The 18,718-nt window shown below is 66.7% G+C and carries 19 protein-coding genes; 14 read left to right on the forward strand and 5 right to left on the reverse strand.

The window, feature by feature from the left end:
* Nucleotides 1–159 precede the first annotated feature (159 nt).
* From ACYUED_RS16025 to ACYUED_RS16035, 3 genes are all read right to left on the reverse strand, one after another.
* Nucleotides 160–885 carry a YidC/Oxa1 family membrane protein insertase gene (locus ACYUED_RS16025; protein ID WP_491292961.1) on the reverse strand — a complete coding sequence of 242 codons (726 nt, stop codon included), beginning with the start codon at nucleotides 883–885 and terminating at the stop codon, nucleotides 160–162.
* 91 nt (nucleotides 886–976) lie between these two features.
* Nucleotides 977–1,291, reverse strand: a complete 315-nt coding sequence (locus tag ACYUED_RS16030; protein ID WP_491292962.1) for a DUF6412 domain-containing protein — start codon at nucleotides 1,289–1,291, stop codon at nucleotides 977–979.
* Nucleotides 1,292–1,351: 60 nt separating this feature from the next.
* The gene (locus ACYUED_RS16035) at nucleotides 1,352–1,933 is read right to left on the reverse strand and encodes a winged helix-turn-helix transcriptional regulator (RefSeq protein WP_491292963.1); all 582 of its coding nucleotides are present in this window, start codon (nucleotides 1,931–1,933) and stop codon (nucleotides 1,352–1,354) included.
* A gap of 67 nt (nucleotides 1,934–2,000) precedes the next feature.
* Between ACYUED_RS16035 and ACYUED_RS16040 the strand changes: the two genes are divergently transcribed.
* Nucleotides 2,001–3,476, forward strand: coding sequence for an MFS transporter (locus ACYUED_RS16040; RefSeq protein ID WP_491292964.1), 1,476 nt, complete (start codon nucleotides 2,001–2,003; stop codon nucleotides 3,474–3,476).
* Nucleotides 3,477–3,521: 45 nt separating this feature from the next.
* Here the strand turns inward: ACYUED_RS16040 and ACYUED_RS16045 are convergent, their stop codons facing one another.
* Nucleotides 3,522–4,307, reverse strand: coding sequence for a class E sortase (locus tag ACYUED_RS16045; protein WP_491292965.1), 786 nt, complete (start codon nucleotides 4,305–4,307; stop codon nucleotides 3,522–3,524).
* Nucleotides 4,308–4,516: 209 nt separating this feature from the next.
* Between ACYUED_RS16045 and ACYUED_RS16050 the strand changes: the two genes are divergently transcribed.
* From ACYUED_RS16050 to ACYUED_RS16065, 4 genes are all read left to right on the forward strand, one after another.
* The gene (locus tag ACYUED_RS16050; protein WP_491292966.1) at nucleotides 4,517–5,989 is read left to right on the forward strand and encodes a glycoside hydrolase; all 1,473 of its coding nucleotides are present in this window, start codon (nucleotides 4,517–4,519) and stop codon (nucleotides 5,987–5,989) included.
* 96 nt (nucleotides 5,990–6,085) lie between these two features.
* Nucleotides 6,086–7,255: an MFS transporter gene (locus ACYUED_RS16055; RefSeq protein WP_491294279.1), complete on the forward strand. Its 1,170-nt coding sequence runs from the start codon at nucleotides 6,086–6,088 to the stop codon at nucleotides 7,253–7,255.
* 248 nt (nucleotides 7,256–7,503) lie between these two features.
* Nucleotides 7,504–8,514 (forward strand): SEC-C metal-binding domain-containing protein, encoded by a 1,011-nt coding sequence (locus ACYUED_RS16060; protein WP_491292967.1) that lies wholly within the window; start codon nucleotides 7,504–7,506, stop codon nucleotides 8,512–8,514.
* A gap of 413 nt (nucleotides 8,515–8,927) precedes the next feature.
* Nucleotides 8,928–11,996 carry a DEAD/DEAH box helicase gene (locus ACYUED_RS16065; RefSeq protein WP_491294281.1) on the forward strand — a complete coding sequence of 1,023 codons (3,069 nt, stop codon included), beginning with the start codon at nucleotides 8,928–8,930 and terminating at the stop codon, nucleotides 11,994–11,996.
* A gap of 15 nt (nucleotides 11,997–12,011) precedes the next feature.
* Here the strand turns inward: ACYUED_RS16065 and ACYUED_RS16070 are convergent, their stop codons facing one another.
* Entirely contained in the window at nucleotides 12,012–12,683 is a 672-nt protein-coding gene (locus tag ACYUED_RS16070; protein WP_491292968.1) for an ATP-binding protein, read from the reverse strand.
* A 180-nt stretch (nucleotides 12,684–12,863) separates the two neighbouring features.
* On the opposite strand from ACYUED_RS16070, the gene ACYUED_RS16075 reads away from it, so the two are divergent.
* From ACYUED_RS16075 to ACYUED_RS16115, 9 genes are all read left to right on the forward strand, one after another.
* Complete coding sequence (locus ACYUED_RS16075; protein ID WP_491292969.1) at nucleotides 12,864–13,712, forward strand: helix-turn-helix domain-containing protein; 849 nt, start codon at nucleotides 12,864–12,866, stop codon at nucleotides 13,710–13,712.
* Entirely contained in the window at nucleotides 13,712–13,915 is a 204-nt protein-coding gene (locus ACYUED_RS16080) for a DUF397 domain-containing protein (protein ID WP_491294282.1), read from the forward strand. Before ACYUED_RS16075 ends, ACYUED_RS16080 begins: the two co-directional genes overlap by 1 nt.
* A 576-nt stretch (nucleotides 13,916–14,491) precedes the next feature.
* Complete coding sequence (locus ACYUED_RS16085; protein ID WP_491292970.1) at nucleotides 14,492–14,701, forward strand: hypothetical protein; 210 nt, start codon at nucleotides 14,492–14,494, stop codon at nucleotides 14,699–14,701.
* Nucleotides 14,685–15,218: a DUF6879 family protein gene (locus tag ACYUED_RS16090; RefSeq protein WP_491292971.1), complete on the forward strand. Its 534-nt coding sequence runs from the start codon at nucleotides 14,685–14,687 to the stop codon at nucleotides 15,216–15,218. The genes ACYUED_RS16085 and ACYUED_RS16090 overlap by 17 nt, the downstream gene beginning before the upstream one ends.
* Entirely contained in the window at nucleotides 15,202–16,032 is an 831-nt protein-coding gene (locus ACYUED_RS16095) for a helix-turn-helix domain-containing protein (protein ID WP_491292972.1), read from the forward strand. Before ACYUED_RS16090 ends, ACYUED_RS16095 begins: the two co-directional genes overlap by 17 nt.
* 565 nt (nucleotides 16,033–16,597) lie before the next feature.
* Nucleotides 16,598–16,822: a DUF397 domain-containing protein gene (locus ACYUED_RS16100; RefSeq protein WP_491292973.1), complete on the forward strand. Its 225-nt coding sequence runs from the start codon at nucleotides 16,598–16,600 to the stop codon at nucleotides 16,820–16,822.
* An 89-nt stretch (nucleotides 16,823–16,911) separates the two neighbouring features.
* Nucleotides 16,912–17,379 carry a hypothetical protein gene (locus ACYUED_RS16105; RefSeq protein WP_491292974.1) on the forward strand — a complete coding sequence of 156 codons (468 nt, stop codon included), beginning with the start codon at nucleotides 16,912–16,914 and terminating at the stop codon, nucleotides 17,377–17,379.
* Between the two features lie 58 nt (nucleotides 17,380–17,437).
* Nucleotides 17,438–18,043 (forward strand): DUF5753 domain-containing protein, encoded by a 606-nt coding sequence (locus ACYUED_RS16110; protein ID WP_491292975.1) that lies wholly within the window; start codon nucleotides 17,438–17,440, stop codon nucleotides 18,041–18,043.
* A gap of 53 nt (nucleotides 18,044–18,096) precedes the next feature.
* Nucleotides 18,097–18,516, forward strand: coding sequence for a pyridoxamine 5'-phosphate oxidase family protein (locus tag ACYUED_RS16115; RefSeq protein ID WP_491292976.1), 420 nt, complete (start codon nucleotides 18,097–18,099; stop codon nucleotides 18,514–18,516).
* The last annotated feature ends 202 nt before the right edge of the window (nucleotides 18,517–18,718 follow it).

Raw genomic sequence — 18,718 nt, forward strand, 5'->3', positions numbered from 1 at the left:
GGCGCCCGCCCGATGGGTGCAGCCATCGGAGGACTGGTCGATCCTCCAAGGTCGCAGTCCAGTCCGCAATACCCGGTTCACGGACTGGACCGTAACCTCGCGACCTCGCGACCTCGTGACCTTGGGCGCCAAGCGACCGGGGCCTCGGTGCCTCGGTGCCTAGCGGTAGAGCACCGCCCGTTCCACCGCGCTCCACGTCGTGCTGGTCACCACGTACAGCGCGGCGGCCAGTGGCACGACCGCCACCGTGAACAGCGTGAAGAAGGACATGAACGGCATCACCTTGCTCACCGCTCCGAGCCCCGGCACCTGCTGCTCGCCGTCGCCCACGGGAAGCGGACCGTTCGTGGCCGTCATCCGCTTCGTACGCAGGTAGTTGAAGGTCGCGACCGCGGCGACCAGGGCGAACAGCGCGAGATAGACCAGCCCCGCCGCCCCGAAGGCCCCGCCGGTGCCCAGTGCGTCGGCCCACCGTCCGGCGAGCGGGGCGGCGAACAGCTGGTGGGCGAGCAGACCGTTGCTCCGGCCGCCGATCGTCGTGTTCGAGAACAGGTGGTAGAGGAGGAAGAAGGCGGGCAGCTGCAGCAGTCCGGGCAGACACCCGGACACCGGCGAGACCTTCTCCTCGGCGTGCAGCTCCAGCACCGCCTTCTGCAGCTTCTCGGGTTCCTTCGCGTGCTTCTTCCGCAGCTCGGTGATCCTCGGCTGCAGGGCGGTGCGGGCCTTCTGTCCGCGCGCGGACGCCCGGGACAGGGGATGGACGAGCAGTCGTACGAAGGCGGTGAACAGCACGATCGCGGCGGCGGCCGCGGTGGCGCCGAACAACGGCTGGAGCAGGTCGGCAAGGTGCTCGACCAGATCGGCGAACACGGAGAAGACGGACATGGGTGAGCCCTCCGGGGGTCTCGTCGTGCCGGTACGGGACATGGCGGCATGACGACCCGCGTGGGGTCACCGAGGTGTGTGCGGGTGAGCCCTACGCGACGGTCGCCGGGAGGGCGGATCCGGGGGCTCGGGGCCGGGTGCGCCCCTTGGCGTCGGGGTCGCGTTGCGGCAGGAAGGCCGTACGGCGGGCCCGGTCGCGGATGGCCGTGCGCACCCGGGTGGGCGGCACGGCGGGTGCGCAGCGCGCGGTGATGACCGAGCAGAGGGCGAGCGCGGAGCCGGCGGCCGCGGTCGCGGCGAGCGCGACGGCGGCGGTGAGGCTGCCGTTGTCGACGAGCAGCACGGCCTGAAGGATCAGGAGCAGCAGTACGGCGGCGGGGCGCAGGGACGTCCGGTTACGGATCATGACTGCTGCTCCCCCCTCCTCGCACATGCCGGTCCTCAACCATGCTGGCCCTGCTGTCGGTTATACAGGATCCGGCTGTACGACATCCGGCTGCACCGGCTGTACGGCATCCGGCCCGGCCGTCGGCTGTTCGATGGGCTCCAGCAGTCGCTTGGGCCTGAGCAGTGCCCGACTGACCGGATTCGTCGGGTCCGGATCGGCTCCCGGCCCCGGCTCCACGAGGACGTCCTCGACGGGTACGACGGCACGGCAGGCAGGGCATTCGCCGTACGGCCCGAGTTCGGTGCCGCAGTCGACGTGCCGGAAGTAGCGCAGCTGCGTCTCGGAGAAGTGCTCCCGGCCCCACACCCCGAGCGAGCGCAGCGTCGGCCACAGGGCGATGCCGCGCTCGGTGATGACGTACTCGTCGCGCGGCGGCGACTCCTGGTAGCGCCGCTTCTCGAGGATCCCCTCCGCGGTGAGCGTCTGGAGGCGGGCGGCCAGGACCGCGCGCGGGATGCCGAGATGGACGAGGAAGTCGTTGTAGCGCCGCACGCCGTAGAGCGCGTCGCGCACGACGAGCAGCGTCCAGCGCTCGCCGACGATCTCCAGCGCGCGGGCGATGGAGCACTCCTGTGTCGCGTAGTCCTTGCCCAGTGCCATGCCCCCACTGTAACCATTTTCCTGGCACAGGTTCAATGAACGAACCGACCGTGTTACGGTGCGGGGCATGACTAGGTTCAATGAACGAACCCTCCCCGAGGTCGACGCCGAAGCCGATCCCAAGGCCGGCACCATCGCCGTCGCGAAGGCCGACGCCGAAGTGGCCGCGCCCGCCGCGCCGCACACCGGGCCGGCATCCCGCGCGCAGGCGCCCCCGCACCCACGCGCCACCCTCGCCCTGACCAGCGCGGCCACCGCCGTGACGCTCATGACGTACACCGCGCCGGTCGTCACCCTGCGCGACACCGCCCTGGCCCTGCACACCCCGCTCTCCGCGCAGGCCTGGCTCATCAACGGCACTCCGCTGGGCCTGGCCGCCGTCCTCCTGGTCGCCGGCAGCCTGGCCGACGACTTCGGCCGCCGCCGGATCTTCCTCCTCGGCACCCTGACCCTCGGCATCACCACGGCCCTGGGCGCGCTGGCCTCGTCGACCCTGCTGTTCACCCTGGCCCGTGTCGCGCAGGGCGCGGCGAGCGCGGCGATCCTGGCGAGCAGCCTGGGCCTGATCGTGCACGCGTTCCCGACCCCGCGCGGCCGGCTGCACGCGACCGGCGTGTGGGGCGCCTTCGTGAGCGGCGGAATCGCAGCCGGGCCGCTGGTGGCGGGCGCGATGCCGAACTGGCGGATGGCGTACGGCGTTCTGGGCGCGGCCGCGCTGCTGGTCGCGGCCCTGTCGACGCGGGCGTTGTCGGAGTCCCGTTCACCGAGAGGCGGACGCCCCGACATCCTGGGCGCGCTGGCCTTCGGCCTGGCGCTGGTCTCCCTGGTCGCCGCGCTGACCCTGGGCCGGGACGGCTGGCTGCGCGGCGAGGTGGGCCTGCTGTTCCTGGCGGCCGTGCTGCTCGTCGGCGTGTTCGTCCTGGTGGAACGCCGAACGGCGACTCCCATGATCGACCTGGGCCTGCTGCGCCGCCCCGGCTTCCTGGCCTCGTCCGCCGGAGGCCTGTTCACGGGCCTCGCGGTGATCGGCCTCTTCAGCTTCCTGCCGGTCCTGTTCCAGCAGGGGCTCGGCCTCTCGCCGATGGACACCGCCTGGCTTTTCCTGCTCTGGTCGGGCCTGTCCTTCGCGGTCGCCCTCCAGGCCAAGCGGCTGGCGGGCCGCGTCCCGCCCCGCCACCAACTGGCCGTGGGCTTCGCCCTGCACGCGGCCGCCGTCCTGACGATGCTCGGCGCGATCGACTCCGGCTCCTGGCACCGCCTCCTGCCGGGCCTGATCCTGGGTGGCATCGGCAGCGGCCTCCTGAACGCCGCCCTGCCCCTGCTGTCGGTGGAGTCGGTACCCGCGGCCCGCGCGGCCATGGGCTCGGGCGCCCAGCAGACCTTCCGCTACATCGGCTCCTGCGCCGGAGTCGCCCTGACGATCGCCATCGTCACGTCCTCGGGCAGCGGTCCGGGCCACGGCGCGAACATCGCACTGGCGGTGTCGGCGGGCCTGGCGGCACTGGCGGCGGTGGCGGTGCTGGCACTGCGGGAGCGGGCGTGACCGACGGGGCGCGTCCCAACGAGGCGCGTCCCAACGAGGCGCGTCTCAACGAGGCCGCATCGACACCAGCTTCCCCCACACCACCAGCCGATATCTGGACGTGTACTCGGGAGTGCAGGTCGTCAGCGTGATGTAGTAGCCGGGCTCGCTGTACCCGTAGCGCGGCTTGACGACGGAGCGCGGAATCGGCCGTACGACACCGGAGTCGCGAGCCGAGGTCTGCGGCAGGGTCCTGTCGACGGCGTACAGGTACGTCGCGCTCCTGGTCTCCACCTCCACGACGTCCTTCGCGCGCAGCCGGTTGAGGTACCGGAAGGGCTCGCCGTGGGTGTTCCGGTGCCCCGCGAGGGCGAAGTTGCCCGCCTGGCCGGGCTGCCCGGTGCCGCGGTAGTGGCCGACGTACCCCTTGTTGAGGACGTTCTGCTTGCTGACGCCTTCGGCGACGGGGACCCGGAGGCCGAGGCGGGGGATGCTGAGGACGCCGTAGGCCTGGGACCAGGTGGGGTGTGACTGCCGGGCGGTGGGGGCCTGTTGGCGGGTACCGGTAGGGCCGCCGGGGCTGTCGTGCGGTCGCGGGCTCGCGGCGGAGGCGGACGCAGCGGAGTCGCCACCGCCCTCGCCGGCCGCCTCGTCACCCCACTCCCTTTCCAGCGCCTCCACCTTCCGCGTGGCCCCACGCCGCGCCTCGCGGTTCGTCCACCACAACTGCTGCACGACGAGCAGCAGAAGTACGAGGCCTACGGTGACCAGCAGTTCACCGCCGGTCCACAGCGCTCGCCGCCGACGGGCCGACCGGCGCCGGCTGCTGTGCTGCACGACGGGAACGCGCATCCCCACGCCTCCTTCACCGGACCGCCCGCACGATAGGTCGCACCTGTGCAAGTAACCAGCCGTAAGCGCTGTTCGGTACTTCGTGCATAGGTTTTCGAAAGGGCTGGGAAAGGGCTGACGCAACCCTCGACAACCCCACCCGCCACACCCGATGCTTCGTTCCTGAGGCCGCACGGGCCGGGCCACGACGCATCGAAGGCGGAGAAGCCATGATCCGACGCAGAACCCTGCTGACCGCGGCGGGCGGCACCCTCCTCGGCAGCGCGCTGGCGACCGGCACCGCACGCGCGGACGCCACGATCAGCGTCAGCCCCGGTACGTCGTACGGCACTTGGGAGGGCTGGGGCACCTCCCTGGCCTGGTGGGCGAATGTGTTCGGCGCGCGCGACGACTTCGCCGACATCTTCTTCACCACCCAGTCGACGACGTACAACGGCACCTCGCTGCCCGGTCTGGGCCTGAACATCGCCCGCTACAACCTGGGCGCGTGCAGCTCGAACACCGTGTCCGGCGAGAAGATGGTCGCCTCCCCCAACATCCCCGCCTTCAAGCAGATCGAGGGCTACTGGCAGGACTGGAACAACGAGGATCCGACGTCCTCGGCCTGGGACTGGACGGCGGACGCGACGCAGCGCGCGATGCTGGTGAAGGCGGCGAACCGCGGCGCCATCACCGAGTTGTTCGCCAACTCCCCCATGTGGTGGATGTGCCAGAACCACAACCCCTCCGGCGCCTCCGGCGGCGGCAACAACCTCCAGTCCTGGAACTACCGCCAGCATGCCTCCCACCTCGCCGCGGTCGCCCTCCGCGCCAAGAACAACTGGGGCGTGAACTTCGCGACGGTCGAGGCCTTCAACGAGCCCAGCTCCAGCTGGTGGACGGCGACCGGCACCCAGGAGGGCTGCCACATCGACGCGACGGTCCAGTCCGCCGTACTGCCGTTCGTCCGCAGCGAGTTGGACAAGCGGGGCCTGACGGGAACCAGGATCTCGGCCTCGGACGAGACGAACTACGACCTGGCCCGTACGACGTGGAACTCCTTCTCGTCGACGACGAAGGGGTACGTGAACCGGGTCAACGTCCATGGCTACCAGGGCTCGGGCGGCCGCCGGGACCTCCTCTACACGGACGTGGTGACGACGGCCGGCAAGGCCCTGTGGAACTCGGAGACGGGCGACAACGACGGCACGGGCCTCACACTGGCGAGCAACCTGCTCTCCGACTTCCGCTGGCTCCACCCCACCGCCTGGGTCTACTGGCAGGTGATGGACCCGTCCTCGAACTGGGCGATGATCGCGTACGACGCCAACACCCTCCAGGCGGGCGCGGTCCAGACGAAGTACTACGTGATGGCACAGTTCAGCCGCCACATCCGGCCGGGCATGAAGATCCTCGACACGGGCGCGGACAACGCGGTGGCGGCCTACGACGCGAGCGCCAGGCGCCTGGTGATCGTGGCCGCGAACACGTCCTCGTCGGCCCAGACCCTGACCTTCAACCTCTCCAACTTCACTACGGTGAGCGGCGGTTCGGGCGGCCTCGTGCCCCGCTGGAACACGGTGACGACGGGCGGCGACAGGTACAGGTCGTACTCGGACACGCACCTGAGCGGGAAGACCGTCGCCGTCCCCTTCGCGGCGAAGGCGGTGCAGACACTGCAGATCGACGGGGTGGTGATCTAGCTGGAGCCGCCGACCGTGACCGGCCCGGGAGCCGCCCGCGGCCCGAGGCCCGGACACCTCTCGGCCCCCGGAGCCGGCCCCGGTCCCGGACTCGCCCTGGGTGCGCTCGCGCTCGGCGGTTTCGGAATCGGGCTGACCGAGTTCGTGATCGCCGGGCTCCTTCCCCAGGTGGGCCGCGGTCTGCACGTGTCCGAGGCCGCGGCGGGCCGCCTGATCTCCGGGTACGCGCTGGCGGTGGCGGTCGGCGCGATCGCGCTCACCGCCGCCACCGCCGGCCTGCACCGCAAGGCCGTCCTCCTCGGCCTGGTGGCCCTGTTCGTCGCGGGCAACCTGCTGTCCGCCGTCGCTCCCGGCTACGAGGTGATGCTCCTCGGCCGGATCGTGGCCGCCCTGTGCCACGGCTCCTTCTTCGGCATCGGCTCGCTGGTGGCCCGCCGCCTGGTACCTCCGGAACGGGCCTCGCGGGCGGTCGCGATGATGTTCGCCGGCCTGACCGTGGCGAACGTGCTGGGCGTTCCCTTCGGCGCCCTCGTCGGCGAACGCTGGGGCTGGCGCGCCACGTTCTGGGCGATCACGGCGATCGGGCTGGCCGCGCTGATCGCCATCGCCGTACTGGTGCCGTCCTGGGCGGGCACGACCCCGGCGGCGTCCAGGAGCGACCTCCGCGCCCAACTGCACGCCTTCCGCTCCGCCCAGGTGTGGCTGACACTCACGGCGACCGCCCTCGGCTACGGCGGAATGTTCGGCGCGTTCAGCTACATCGCCTACACCCTCACCCGGGTCACGGGCTTCTCCGACACCGATGTGGCCTGGCTGCTCGTCGTCTACGGCACGGGTCTGGTCGCCGGCAACCTGGCGGGCGGACGCGGAGCCGACCGCAACCGCGACCTCACCCTGGTCGTCTCCCTGACGGGCCTGGCCGCCACACTCACGCTCTTCGGCCTACTCGCGGACAGCGCCGCCGCCTCCGTGATCCTGATCCTCCTCCTCGGCCTGTTCGGCTTCGCCGCCGTCCCGGGCATGATCACCCGCGTGACGGACGAGGCCGGCGGAGTCCCCCTCGCCGCAAGCGCCAACGTCTCCGCCTCCAACATCGGCAACGCGCTCGGAGCCTGGCTGGGCGGCCTCGCGATCAGCACCGGGCTCGGCTACACCTCTCCCCTCTACGTCGGCGCTGGCATCGTCCTGACGGGCCTGGCGGTGATGGCGTACGCGGCACGCGGTTCCGCCCGACCGACGCCGGGGGACCGGGCGACGCCGCGGTGAATAGTCCTGACGGGCCTGACAGTGATGACCTGCGCGGCACGCGGCTCCGCGCGACCCACCCCCCAAGACCGGGCGACGCCACAGTGAATCGCCCTGACGCGCCTGACAGCCACGACGCACTCAGCACACAGCTCCGCCCGACCGACGCCCCAAGACCGGGCGACGCCACGGTGACGGGACCGTCGGACCTGCGCATATCTCACCCCTTGTCTCCGCCTCAGTCAGCCATCGGCAGTACGGTGTCGTCCATGCGCCCCGACACGCCCGCCGAGAACGTCGACCACACCGCCGAAGCGGCACGCCTGGAACGGACCGCCGACCGGTATCCCGAGGACGCCGAAGCCCTGCTCCTGCAGGCCGCGGCCCACCTGGAACTGTCCGGCGACCGCCCCGCCGCGACCGCGCTCTACGACCACCTGCTCTCCTCCCGGACCGACCTGGAGGACCCCTATCTGGTACGAGCCCTCAAGGCCTCGAACCTGTGGGAGTACGGCCACGAGGCCGAGGCCCGCGCGATCATCGACGGCGTCCGCGCCGCGGCCCCACGGGACCCGGCTCCCTGGGTGATCGTGGCGGAGTCACTGGAGTCGCACGACGAGCTGGAGGCGGCCCAGGAGACGTTCACCGAGGGAGCCCGCGTCCTCCTCACGGACGTGGACGAGCCCCCGTACTCGACGCATCCGCTGTTGTTCGGCCGGCATCGGGTGAGGCGGATGCTGGGGCTCGCCCACGACGAGTGGGACACGGTGGCGGACCTCCTGCACTCGTCCCCGGTCTCCCTGGACGAACTCCACGACCCGAAGCGCGTGTGGTCCCTGGGCTCGGACAACCCGGCGGAACTCGCGGCGGAGATCTCACGACTCCGCGCGGAGTTGGGCACGTACCGAGAGGCGCTGTCCCGCCCGTTCCCGGTGGCGGTCCTGCACTGGCCGCAGGACGAACTGACAGAACTGGTCGCGGGCTACCCAACCCTGGCCACCGAATACCCGTCCCACGACGACCACCTCGCGACGATAGAGAACTCCCTGCGGGAGCTGGCGGCGAGCGGGACGCCGAACCTTGGAATCGTCACGGGAACGGTGCCTTCTTACGAGGCCTTCGCCGCCTCGGAGATGACTTCCCCCGGGGAGGCGGACCTGCTGCCGCAGTATGCGACGACGCTGGCGGCGCGGGGGCGGGCGGTGGAGTGGCCGCCGCAGCGGGGGGCTGTTTGCTGGTGTGGGTCGGGGCGGGGGTATGGGGAGTGCCACGGCGCGTAACGGCGCCGTGGGCCTACTTCTCACCAGTCGGAGCCACCAGGCGAAGGGTCCCCACTGAGCGAGCCGCACAGCCGACCGGGCGTGCACGCGAGGCCTTGATGCGCGCTTCCCTCGGCCAGTAACTCAGCTATCGTCCTCACCACCAACCAGGTCCCCCCTTTTCCCGGGCCACACAGGGCGCTGAAGGCTCTCGCGGCAGCTCAGGCCAGCTCTCTCAAACCTGCCTGTCCGAAAACGATCACCTTTCAGCAGAAGAGCTTCGATTGTCAGTGACTGCTGTTAGAACAGATCCATATCGACGTGAGAGATCAATCGCGAGGGATCAGGGAGCGGCCGTGGCGGAATCGGGGGACCGGGCGCAGCCGGTGGCGGGTGTTTACGAGCAACTGATCACGCGGACCCTGCACGATCGGATGGAGCGGCTCCAAGCCTCGGGCTGGAAGGCAATCGACGAGGCAGTCAGCGAAGAGTCCGCGCCCCACGTGCTGGCACGCCACATCGGAGAGGCGGTGGGGCGCAGGCTCAGTCAACTGCCGCAGAACCAGCAGGTGACCGTTGCCAACCAGATCCTGGAGTCACTGGCCACTCATGCACCGGACCCGGACTTGGATGAGGTCGTAGGCGCCATCGCCGATGGCCCCCGGCAACTCCTGGCGCTCGCTGAGCAGGAGGCTCCCGGCGTCTACGCGATTCGCCCCCTCACTCCCTTCTCCGAAGCCGCGCTGATCACCAACGCCCCTGACGACCCGAGCCTGGGCGCGGAGTTGAGGGCGGAGCTTGCCACGGCGGACCGCATCGACCTGCTGTGCGCGTTTGTGAAGTGGTACGGCATACGGGTCCTCGAAGACTCGCTCCGGGCCGCGAAGGAGCGGGGCGTCCCCATCCGAGTCATCACGACCACCTACATCGGTGCGACAGACCGGCGAGCTCTGGACCGCCTGGTCCGCGAGTTTGGCGCCGAAGTGAAGGTCAACTACGAACTCCGATCCACGCGGCTCCATGCCAAAGCGTGGCTCTTCCGGCGCAACACGGGCTTCGACACGGCGTACGTGGGCAGCTCAAACCTCTCGAAGGCCGCCCTGCTGGACGGCCTGGAGTGGAACGTGCGGCTGTCGTCGGTCGCCACCCCCAGGGTGCTCGACAAGTTCGAGGCGACGTTCGACGCCTACTGGGCCGACGCGGCGTTCGAGTCGTACGATCCCGACCGCGACGGCGAGCGACTGGCCGAGGCTCTGGCCCGGGCGGGCGGCACAGGAGCAGGCGGCGAGCTGAAGATCAGTCTCTCCGGCCTCGAAGTTCACCCGCTTCCTTTTCAGAAGGACATGCTGGAGCGGCTGCAGGTCGAGCGTGAGATGCGTGACCGCCACCAGAATCTCCTGGTCTCGGCGACCGGGACCGGCAAGACCGTGATGGCCGCGCTGGACTACCGGAACCTGCGCGACAAGCATGGCGGAGGTCTGCCGCCATTGCTTTTCGTGGCACACCGCAAGGAGATCCTCAAGCAGTCTCTGCGCACGTACCGCGAAGTACTCGACGACGCCTCCTTCGGCGAGCTGCTCCACAGTGGCCAGGAGCCCCGTGACTGGACGCACGTCTTCGCCAGCGTCCAGTCCCTCAACCTCCAACGGCTAGAACAGCTCGACCCCAAGCACTTCGACATCATCGTCATCGACGAGTTCCACCACGCGAAGGCGAACACGTATCAGCGGGTCATAGCGCACTTCAAGCCGAAGGAGCTGCTCGGTCTCACCGCAACCCCGGAGCGGATGGACGGCATCAATGTGCAAGACGAGTTCTTCGAGGGCCGGATCGCCGCCGAACTCCGGCTCTGGGAGGCCCTGGAGAACGACCTGCTGTCTCCCTTCCACTACTTCGGGATCCCGGACGGAACCGACCTGACCAACCTCAATTGGCGATCGGGCAGCTACGACCGCGACCAGCTCGGCAATCTGCTCACCGCCGACCACGCGCGGGCTCGCATCGTGATCAAGCAAGTCAAGGACAAGATCTCCGACCCCGCCGCCATGCGCGCGCTTGGCTTCTGCGTCACCAAGGCGCACGCACACTTCATGGCCGAGTGCTTCCGTGAGGCGGGCCTCCAGACCGCGGCTCTGGACAGCGATTCGTCGCCCGAGGTGCGCGAGCGCACACTTGACGATCTCAAGGCCGGCCGGATCCAAGTGATCTTCTCTGTCGACCTGTTCAACGAGGGCTTGGACATCCCGGACGTCGACACCCTGTTGCTTCTACGACCTACGAACAGCGCCACCGTCTTCCTCCAACAGCTGGGACGCGGGCTGCGGCGCACACCAAACAAGCCGGTGCTGACGGTGCTCGACTTCATCGGCCAACACCGGGCAGAGTTCCGGTTCGAGGAGCAGTTCCGGTCCCTGACCAATCTCTCGCGCAACCGCCTGGTCCACAGCATCGAGCGAGACTTTCCCCAGTTGCCCTCCGGGTGCCAGATCATCCTGGAGGGCAAGTCCAAGGACCTCGTGCTGGACAACATCCGCACACAGATCAAGGCAACCGTCCAGTCCCTCGCCAAGGAAGTCAGGGTCTTCAATACCTCGGCTCTCGCCGACTACCTCATGGAGAGCCGCCGCGAGATCAAGGAGTTGTACAAGTCGAGCAACTCATGGACGTCCGTCCTGCGACGCGCTGGCCTGAGCGTCCAACCTGAGCAGGCAGGTGAGGAGGAGCTGCTGAAACGCGCGCACGCGTTCTTGCACGTCGACGACCTTGAGCGCGCTAAGGCCTACACCCGCCTACTGAGCGACGACGCACCTGAGTACGAGGCTCTGAGCCCGAGAGACAAAACGTATGCGCGCATGCTCTTCTTCAATCTCTGGGACAAGGCAGGTGGTTTTGGCTCCTACTCGCAAGGTCTTGAATCACTCCGCGACCAGCGAGCCTTCCGTAGCGAACTGCGGCAGGTACTCGACCACGTAATGGGCCAGGCTGACCACTTCCCTGTTTCCCTGGATGGCCCGCACGCGCACCTCCCATTGAAGGTCCACAGCGCGTACAACCGCTCGGAGATCCTGGCCGCACTTGGCGTCGCTCGCCTCGGCGGGCAGATGCCTGGCTCGTTCGCGCAGGGCGTCCTGTGGGACGAGCCGAACCAGACGGACGCACTGCTGATCACTCTTGAGAAGAACGAGAAAGACTTCTCCCCCACTGTCCGGTACAAGGACTATGCGTTGAGCCCTTCTCTCTTCCACTGGGAGTCACAGAGCACGACCGCAGATACTTCGCCCACCGGTCTGCGCTATCAACAGCACGCCCAACGCGGCAGCCATGTGCTGCTGTTCATGCGTCGCTACAAGGACACCGACATCGGAAAAGCCCAACCGTGGATGCTACTTGGGCCTGCAACCTATGTCCGGCACGAAGGCAGCAAGCCCATGGCCATCATCTGGCAGCTGCATCATGAGCTGCCTGCCGACGTGTGGTCGTACGCGGCCATCGTCGCGGGATAGCAAACCTGAAGGCCTTCACACGACCTCACCCATCTCAGCCTCAAACCGAGTCTGGGCTCGGTCGAGTACGTCATCGGGGTCATAGCCGTGAGCAAGCAGCCAATGCAGGACGTCGGCCATGACCCCGATGGCAGCCTCTTCTGCCGCTACCGTGCTCAGCAGACTGCCGCCCCCGTCAATGGCCCTGACGTGCGGGAGTGACCGGGATCCATACAGATCAAGGATCGCCTCCGCTCGCGTGACGCGGGGGACGTTTCTCTGCCTGCTGGCGGCTGGGGTATCAACAGCGAGTTCACACCACACGACCTTGGAGTCGCCGCGAAGAATCACGCCCCACCGGTGGTCCGTCACCGCATCGACGAGCGCCATCCCCCGCCCCGACTCCTGAGCAGTGCTGGCAGCAAGCAAGGTAGGCAGCGCCCGAGTATCAGGATCCTCAACTTCCAAGCGTAGATACGACTTACGAAGCGCCATGCGCAGCGTCGCGGGTGTGCCCTCACCGACATGTCGAATGACGTTGGTCACCAGCTCTGATACGCAGATCTGCGCTGCGTCCACGTGATCGGGCACGCCCAACAGGATGAGCCGAAGCCTCAACATACGCCTCAACTGAGTGACTTCATTCGGATGGGCAAGGAACGTGTGCAGCCAGGGCTCGCGTCCGACGCAACCACTTACATAGATCATCTTCGACCACCTTTCACGCGCATCGTTGCGCACTGTGCATGCTGCGATGACTCCCAGTGACAGAGTTGCAGTGACTATCCCTTCATGCAACGTGCACAAAGAGATTCCCTCGTTAGGGTGATTGGCCTTTTGCATCCCTTCCGATGGGATGGAACTTCCGCTAATCAATGAGGAGTTGACATGGCCGGATCCCCTACAGCTCGGCGCCGCCGACTGGCCATCGAGCTCAAGCGACTACGTGAAGAGAGCGGCCTCACCTGTAGCCACGTGGGCAAGGAGCTGGACTGGAGCAGTTCCAAGGTCAACCGCATGGAGACGGGGCAGGGGCGCGTCCAACCCTCAGACATCGACGCCCTATGCCGCTTCTACGGGACACCCCAAGAGCTACGTGATCTCCTGAAGTCGCTGGCCAAGGAATCCAAGACGAAGGGGTGGTGGCACGCCCACGGCGATGCCATCCCCACCTGGTTCTCTGTGTATGTCGGCCTTGAGCAGGCGGCTTCCAACTTGCGTAGCTACCAAGCGGAGTTCATCCCAGGCTTGCTTCAAACGGATGAATACGCAGCCGAGCAGTGCCGCGCATGGGTCGACCACACCCCCGAGGACATTCAGCGCATGGTCGACGTCCGAATGCGTCGCCAGGAGCTACTCACCTGCGAGAGCGCACCCGACCTGTGGGCCGTTGTCCACCAGAGTGCGCTGCAGCATGCGGTCGGCAGCCGTCAGGTCCTGATCCGTCAACTCGAACGTATGCTGGAAATCGGCAAGTTGAAGAACGTAACCGTTCAGGTCCTGCCGTTCGATGCGGGCGCCTATCCCACCACAGGGTCGTACACGATCCTCGGCTTCCCAGAGCAGGAGGACCCAGACTTGGTCTACCGAGAGGGGCTTACCGATTCGGTGTACCTCGAAGAGCCCAAGGACGTAGCCCTCTACACAAAGGCATTCGACCACCTCAGGGCCTTGGCACTGAGCCCTCAGCGCTCGACCTTGCTGATCTCGAGACTCCTGGAGGAGCACTCCCGATGATGCCGTCATCCAGCGTCCAGTGGCACAAGAGCAGCTATAGCAACGGCATGGGGGGCGAGTGCCTGGAAGTAGCCGCGCTCGCCGGGGCAGTCACGGTACGAGACTCCAAAGTCACATCGGGGCCGGAACTCATGTTGAGCACTGCTGCATGGAAGGATTTTATAGCGACGCTGCCCCTATGCCGGCAGCAGGCCGCAAGCTGACCGGCTGACGCGGATCACGAACGATCTCACCAGCTCGCTGGAGGAAGATGGCCTGCGCCTGCACCATCTCGTCTCTGGCAGTGTCAAATCTGGACCAATCGACGCCCGTGCCTGGAGAACTCGAGTTCCCCAGGTACAGCAAGGCGCGCACGGCCGCTACCGGCTTCCCCACTCCCCGGTCGGGATCGACGACTTCAACGAAGCCTCCATGAGCCCCGAAGGGCCCATAAAGCGCGGGTCCCTGCACGCCTCGACGCTCTGCCAGCCGTACACACGCACGCCAAGCAACCGTATGACCGACCCTGCCGAGCAAACGATGGCCTTCAACACGGCCTCGAACGCGACTCGTTGCGCACCCGCCCACTGGCCCATCGCCTCGGTCCACACGCTCCACCGTGATCCGGCACAGCTGGGTTCCAGCCCGTGCCAACGGAGCTAGTCTCGCGCCCTGGCGGCAGTTCGCGAGATCATTTATGCCAGCTCGGGAATATTTCGGATTCCGCGTGGACGAGGAACGATGCTCTCCGTAGCGTCATCGCAAGACCGTCCAGACGAGGCGGTTCAGAAGGGGGCGCCATGGCGCGCGAGGATCTGACTCGACTCACTGGGACTGTCAACGGGCCCAACTGCGATGACGACGATTGCCCGAACGTCTACCGCACGGCAACCGGCTCCATCGTGGTCCAGGGGAACGTGACGAGCGCCTTCCGGACTCCGGAGGGTGAGGCCCTGGTGGAGATCCCTGAGTCGGTACTCAAGGAGGCCGTACGTGCTCTTGGATGGTGACGAGTGGCGGAGGACGTTTGACGCGTACGAACGTGACGCGTGGCGATTCGAAACCCAGCCCACGTACACCATGCCCAGAGAAGCTGAGAACGTCGCCCGCTTTCTTCACGGTGAGCCGAAGCCCGATCACCACAATGCACGCTGGCATGAGCGGGTACGCGGATACGTGGCGTCGGGTCGCACGATCGGGCGCGTGCGGGCCGTGCGGCAGCCATTGACGGACTACCAGCGATACCAGTTCGCATGGGGAATCCCCGCAAACATTGCGGCTGGCGAGGATATCCGGATCCTGGATGTCACGCAGGAGGACTACGGACTTCCTTTGTCGGAAACCGACTGGTGGATCTTCGATGAGATGCGCGTTGTGCAACTGAACTATCGACCGGACGGGACGCAGATCAATCGAGAGATGTTCACGGGCGATATTGCCCCGTACTCGGAGTGGAAACGTATTGCAATAGCTCGCTCGGTGCCGTTCTCCGAGTACGTGAGAGAATTCGGTGACGTTCGAACCTGAGCAGCTGGGGCAGTCGAGAACTGACCTCGCACAAACGCTCCGCGAGTTGCGAAGGCGAGCCGGCCTCACAGGGGACCGGCTCGCCGGGCGTTGCAACATGTCGCAGAGTCAGATCAGTAAGTTTGAGACAGGCAAGAAGACTCCGAAGCTCGTGGATGTCGAACGCATCCTTCGAGCGGTCAACGCTCCAGCCGGCATAGCGGCGGAAGTTACTGCTCTCGCGCGCGTCGCGAATACCGAGTGGCAGGACAAACGCTCATCCTGGCGCCGCGGTATGGAGAAACGGCAGACAGAACTTGCCTCTCTGGAGAGCGAAGCAACAGAGCTGAGGTATTTTCTCCCTGCCATGATTACGGGTTTGCTGGCCACGCCTGACTATGTTCGGGCCAGCCTGGCTCACACACCGGGCGACTCGTCAAAGACGGTGGCACGCAAGCTGGAGCGCCAGGCTGTTCTTTACGACATGTCAAAGACCTTCACCTTCGTCCTAACGGAACAGGCGGTGCGGTGGCCGATCGTTCCGACGCCAGCCATGTCCTTGCAGATCGATCGCCTGGTGTCACTGTCCCATCTGCCAAATCTATGCATCGGCGTCATTCCAATGGGAGTGGTAATACCACGCGGACCGATGAACACGTTCACGGTTTACGACAATCGGCTGGCTACCGTCGAGAACTTCACTGGCCGTATGGTCTTTGGGGATTCTCGCGATGTCTCGGAGTATCTTGCCGTGTTCTCTTCTTTCGAGCAGCAGGCTTGCTTCGGCGATGAGGCAAGAACTTTGCTGCTCCAGTGGGCAAATGCCTGTAGGTGATCTTTAGTCCGTAACAGGAATATTGCTCGACCCCTGCGCATCTCCGGTGGATCATAGATTCACAATGAAGCCGGGGAGGATTAATGACGAGCCCGCAGAAGCCTCAGGAATACGGCCTCACGGAACGTCCAGTGGAGCCAAGAGCAGTGCCCGCTTGTAGCACCTGTCTCGGCATTTGTGTCCGACGCAGAAATGCGCGCTCCGGAGGCGACTACAGCGCTGTATCCGACGCGAATGTGGATCTGCGTCGACACCAGGCAGAGGTTCACTCGTCGTGAGCAGGGGAAAGGAACCCCACCTCTTTGCCGAGCGTCCGTTGATGACCTTGCGCGTCTCTCGTGATGCCGGGCGGAGCTGGGGACCTGAGCGGGCCATCTTCACTACGGATGATCTGGCTCCCCTGGTCACCACGGAGTGGCCTCCGTGCAAGTGCCCGCGCTGTACGTAACGCCAGGTGCCCTTCAGTCACAGAGGAGCTGGCTTCACCACCCCCATGGACTCCCGCCCTGCACGGGGCGGCGGCGGTCGGCACTGGCCGCGACAGTTGAACAGAAAGGTGCCGTAAATGCTGGACGGAAGCGATCTGTACGGGCTGGACATCGATGGAACCTCCTTCGTGAAGCCATGTGGGGGGCCCTGCACGGAAGGGTGCGTGACCCTGGCCCGTATCGGCGACGATGCCTGGGCTTTGGGCGACAGCAAGCGACCGGACGTGGAGCCGCTCCGGTTCACCACGGAGGAGTTGGACTCGGCCGGCATTGACCCGGCGAGGTTCGGTCTGCCTGTCTGACCAACCCTCCCCTTCCCAACCGGTCCCGTTTCCCAGAAGGAACCGGGACCGGTTTCCCCTCGATCTTCGACACCAGATGGGGACGACTGGTGCACCATCACGGATATCTATGGGCAGGTCCGAAAGAACGCTTCGACAATGAAGCGCTGCGGCGCCCTCCACACCCTGAACCTCCCCCGGCCGGGGGCAAGCCGGAAGCGGTCCAGCGCTATCGCGAAGTGGAGGCAGGGTTCCCCACCGCGGACCTTCCACCGCTGGAAACGGCGTACTGGCTCGTCAAACCGCGTGCTCTGGTTCGCGGTACATGGCACGAGGCCAAAGAAGCTGCGGCCTGGCTCGCCGAGGCCTTGGCCGAGTACGCGTTCCGTTTCGCGGCAGCGGCGGACGGTGACGTCGCCCGTCTGGCCTCGCTGGTCAACTCCGCTGCAGCGAGGCTGCATTCAGGAGCTGACGTTTCACTCGGTTACTACCTCGAACGACCCTCGTATCTGTCGCTCGCGGTGGTGACCTGCTCTCCAAATCGCTCGAAGCCCGAACTGCCCTGCCCAGTACGGTAACTGGAGCTCCAAGGGTCCGCCGAGGACCAGACGACCGGACAACCAGCAGAGGAACTCAATGACGAGCTCGATCCCGTGGCAACAGCGGCTGTCCACCGGTACGGAAGACATTCAGGACGAGGTCATCCGCTGGTACCAACAGACCCGTTACGGCAAGTCGTACGTCCCCGACATGATCTGGGGCACGCTTCAGACCGAGGCGTACGCGACCGTGATCCTCAGTCGAGTCGTCGCGTTTCTCGGCGTCCCGGACGACGTACCCGCGGGGGTGGCGAAGCGGATGGAACGCCAACAGGTCCTGTACGACGGCGAGCACCACTACGACGTGATCCTCGGCGAACAAGCCATGTACGCAAACGTCGGGGGACCGAAGGTGATGAGCGAGCAGTTGGAACGACTGCTGCGCGATATCGACCTTCCCTCCCTTCGCCTGGGAATCGTGCCCGCCACCGCCGAAATGAGCATGGTTCCGAAACCCGGCTTCAGCCTGTACGACGGAGGCCGAGCCCACTACGAGCTCGTCTCCTCCAGCGTGGACATCACCGACCCTGCCGAACTCGCTCTTCATCACCGGGCATTCGACGCCATCAGCGAGGTAGCCCACTACGGCGACGCCGCCAAGGAGCTGGTCAACAAGGCCCTGGCGTACTGGAGCAACACGTAGGAGAAGGCGACCGCGTCCGTTAGCGGGCCGCCCGGTGCCGTTACTTTGGACTAATGGACCGAAATGCCCTTATCCAGTACGTCCGCGCCCGCCGGCTCGCCGTCCTGGCCACCCTCTCCGCCGAGGGGCATCCGCAGGCCGCGGTGGTCGGGGTCGCGGCCACCGACGCGGGCGACCTCGTCTTCGATACGACACGGGGCTCCCGTAAGTTCGCCAACCTCAGTCGGCAGCCGCGCGTCGCCCTGGTCGTCGGGGTCGACTGGGATGACGAGCAGACCGTCCAACTCGAAGGCACCGCAGCCGAGATCCCCAGGGACGACCCGGCCGTGGCCGCGTACTACGACCAGATCCCGACCGGGCCGGAACGGGCCGTGTGGCCGGACATCGTCTACGTCCGGGTACGGCCGGACTGGGGGCGCCACAGCGACTACCGCCCCGGCAGTGCCGGAGTGCAGGAGATTCCGCTGGCCTGAGCCGAGAAGCAGTGGCGCTACCCGTGAGGCCGTCGGCACGTCGCGTGGCGGGAATGAACTCTCGCCGTGATCCCGGGCGTCGAACGACACCACACGGTCCGTCGGCCAGGATGCGTTGGGGCGGGCAGATCGCCCCATTCGCCCACGTGGCTCACCTGGCCCACCTGGCCCACCAGACTTGACACTCCTCGGCTCAGGTTCG

It is taken from the genome of Streptomyces sp. DF42 (assembly GCF_058267695.1).

Bases quoted from the DNA above. Each gene is read 5' to 3' on its own strand.
- ACYUED_RS16025 (WP_491292961.1), bottom strand. From the start codon at position 885: ATGTCCGTCTTCTCCGTGTTCGCCGATCTGGTCGAGCACCTTGCCGAC.
- ACYUED_RS16030 (WP_491292962.1), bottom strand. From the start codon at position 1,291: ATGATCCGTAACCGGACGTCCCTGCGCCCCGCCGCCGTACTGCTGCTC.
- ACYUED_RS16035 (WP_491292963.1), bottom strand. From the start codon at position 1,933: ATGGCACTGGGCAAGGACTACGCGACACAGGAGTGCTCCATCGCCCGC.
- ACYUED_RS16040 (WP_491292964.1), top strand. From the start codon at position 2,001: ATGACTAGGTTCAATGAACGAACCCTCCCCGAGGTCGACGCCGAAGCC.
- ACYUED_RS16045 (WP_491292965.1), bottom strand. From the start codon at position 4,307: ATGCGCGTTCCCGTCGTGCAGCACAGCAGCCGGCGCCGGTCGGCCCGT.
- ACYUED_RS16050 (WP_491292966.1), top strand. From the start codon at position 4,517: ATGATCCGACGCAGAACCCTGCTGACCGCGGCGGGCGGCACCCTCCTC.
- ACYUED_RS16060 (WP_491292967.1), top strand. From the start codon at position 7,504: ATGCGCCCCGACACGCCCGCCGAGAACGTCGACCACACCGCCGAAGCG.
- ACYUED_RS16065 (WP_491294281.1), top strand. From the start codon at position 8,928: ATGGAGCGGCTCCAAGCCTCGGGCTGGAAGGCAATCGACGAGGCAGTC.
- ACYUED_RS16070 (WP_491292968.1), bottom strand. From the start codon at position 12,683: ATGATCTATGTAAGTGGTTGCGTCGGACGCGAGCCCTGGCTGCACACG.
- ACYUED_RS16075 (WP_491292969.1), top strand. From the start codon at position 12,864: ATGGCCGGATCCCCTACAGCTCGGCGCCGCCGACTGGCCATCGAGCTC.
- ACYUED_RS16080 (WP_491294282.1), top strand. From the start codon at position 13,712: ATGCCGTCATCCAGCGTCCAGTGGCACAAGAGCAGCTATAGCAACGGC.
- ACYUED_RS16085 (WP_491292970.1), top strand. From the start codon at position 14,492: ATGGCGCGCGAGGATCTGACTCGACTCACTGGGACTGTCAACGGGCCC.
- ACYUED_RS16100 (WP_491292973.1), top strand. From the start codon at position 16,598: ATGCTGGACGGAAGCGATCTGTACGGGCTGGACATCGATGGAACCTCC.
- ACYUED_RS16110 (WP_491292975.1), top strand. From the start codon at position 17,438: ATGACGAGCTCGATCCCGTGGCAACAGCGGCTGTCCACCGGTACGGAA.
- ACYUED_RS16115 (WP_491292976.1), top strand. From the start codon at position 18,097: ATGGACCGAAATGCCCTTATCCAGTACGTCCGCGCCCGCCGGCTCGCC.